This is a genomic window from Mycobacterium intermedium, assembly GCF_002086275.1.
Classification (GTDB): domain Bacteria; phylum Actinomycetota; class Actinomycetes; order Mycobacteriales; family Mycobacteriaceae; genus Mycobacterium; species Mycobacterium intermedium.
Genome location: NZ_MVHT01000211.1, coordinates 1 through 2,065, shown reverse-complemented (window position 1 = coordinate 2,065; position 2,065 = coordinate 1). Strand labels below are relative to the sequence as shown.

At 71.2% G+C, this 2,065-nt stretch carries 1 pseudogene; it reads right to left on the bottom strand.

What is annotated here, in order from left to right:
- Nucleotides 1-2,065 (bottom strand): annotated as a pseudogene (locus tag BST27_RS32885) (PE family protein); the annotation flags it as partial.

Here is a 2,065-nt window from a genome sequence, read left to right as displayed (position 1 = left end):
CCATCCCCACCATTGGGCGTGCCGGCATCACCGTCACCACCCCGACCGCCATTACCGGGCATCCCCGCGGCACCACCGATCCCGCCCGCGCCACCGTCACCATTCACACCCCCAGCAACGGCGTTGCCACCGGCGCCACCGGCACCGCCACTACCCCCCTTGCCACCGTTGCCACCCTTGCCGCCGAAATCTCCGGCCGAGGACGCACTCGCACCGTCGGCACCGTTGCCACCGGCACCACCGGACCCGCCGATACCACCGTGGCCGCCGTTGACCCCATCGCCGCCTCTACCGCCGTTACCCCCAGGCCCGCCGAGACCGCCGAAGGAGCCGGTATTCGGGGCGCCGCTGGCGCCGACCCCACCGTTGCCGCCGTGGCCGCCGTCACCGCCGTTACCGACCGCTCCACCATTACCCCCATTACCGCCGTGACCACCACTAATGACCGGAAAATCACCCGCAAATCCATGCCCACCGTCACCACCATGGCCACCACTGATGACGGCGAGACCATCAGCACCTTTAGCCCCAGCGACTCCGCTGGGGCCTCCCGCTGCACCACCGTCACCCCCCACACCCACAGCACCCGGGTTACCGCCGTCACCACCATGCCCACCGTTGCGAGTGCCGGCATCGCCGTCACCACCCCTGCCGCCATCACCGGGCATCCCCGCGGCCCCACCGAACCCGCCCGCGCCACCGTCACCGTCCACACCCCCAGCGGCACTGCCACCGGCGCCGCCGAAACCACCGGCACCCCCGTCACCACCGTTGCCACCATCGTTGCCGTGACCACCGGCGGACACCGCATCCGCGCCACCCACACCATTGCCGCCGAAGCCACCGAACCCGCCGGCGCCACCGTGACCTCCGTTGACCCCATTGCCACCGAAACCACCGTTACCACCGGCCCCGCCGGCCCCGCCGCTGTCACCAGGATTGACACCGCTAGCGCCGTACGCACCGTTGCCCCCGTGGCCGCCGTTACCGCCGTTACCGACCGCTCCACCGTGACCCCCATTACCGCCGTGGCCGCCGTTGGCGCCCGGCAGCACCCCATAGAAGCCATTTCCACCGTCACCACCGTGGCCCCCACTGATGACCGGGTTACCGTCGGTGCCCTGGACCCCAGCGGTCCCGCCAGCACCTCCTATGCCCGCCGCACCCCCGAGGCCGCCCACGCCCACAGCACCGGGGTTACCGCCGTTGCCGCCATGTCCACCATGGGGGTTGTCGGCATCACCGTCAGCGCCCCAACCACCATTACCTGGCATCCCCGCGGCACCACCAAACCCGCCCGCGCCACCGTTGCCGTTCACACCCCCTGCAGTGGAATTACCACCGTCGCCGCCGAAACCGCCGGCACCCCCGTCACCACCGTTGCCAGCATCACCTCCGTAACCGCCTGGCGAGGACGCATTCGCACCGTCGGCGCCGTCGCCACCGGCGCCACCGGCCCCGCCGATACCACCGTGGCCGCCGTTGACCCCATCACCGCCTCTACCGCCGTTACCCCCAGCACCGCCAGCACCGCCGAAAGCGCCGGTACCCGGCGCGCCGCTAGCACCGGCCGCACCATTGCCCCCATAGCCGCCGTTACCGCCGTTACCGACTGCTCCACCCCTACCCCCATTACCGCCGTGGCCACCACTACCGCCCGGCACCACCCCATAGAACCCATGCCCACCGTCACCACCATCGCCACCACTGACGACGGCGGCACCATCAGGACCCTTAGCCCCAGCGATTGCGCCGGGGCCCCCCGCGGCGCCACCATCGCCACCCTTACCCGCAACACCCGGGTCACCACCCATGCCACCATCACCACCATGGGGATTGGCAGCATCACCGTCACCACCCCTGCCACCGTTACCGGGGGTACCGGCCGCACCCCCAATCCCGCCAGCACCCCCGTTCCCGCTCTTGCCCGCGATACCGCCGGGCGCCAATCCACCAGCACCGCCATTACCACCGGCACCGCCGGCGCCGCCGGCACCGCCGCTACCACCGTGACCACCACTGCCGCCGGCAGAGACCCCGTCCGCACCGTTGGCCCCAGTACCAC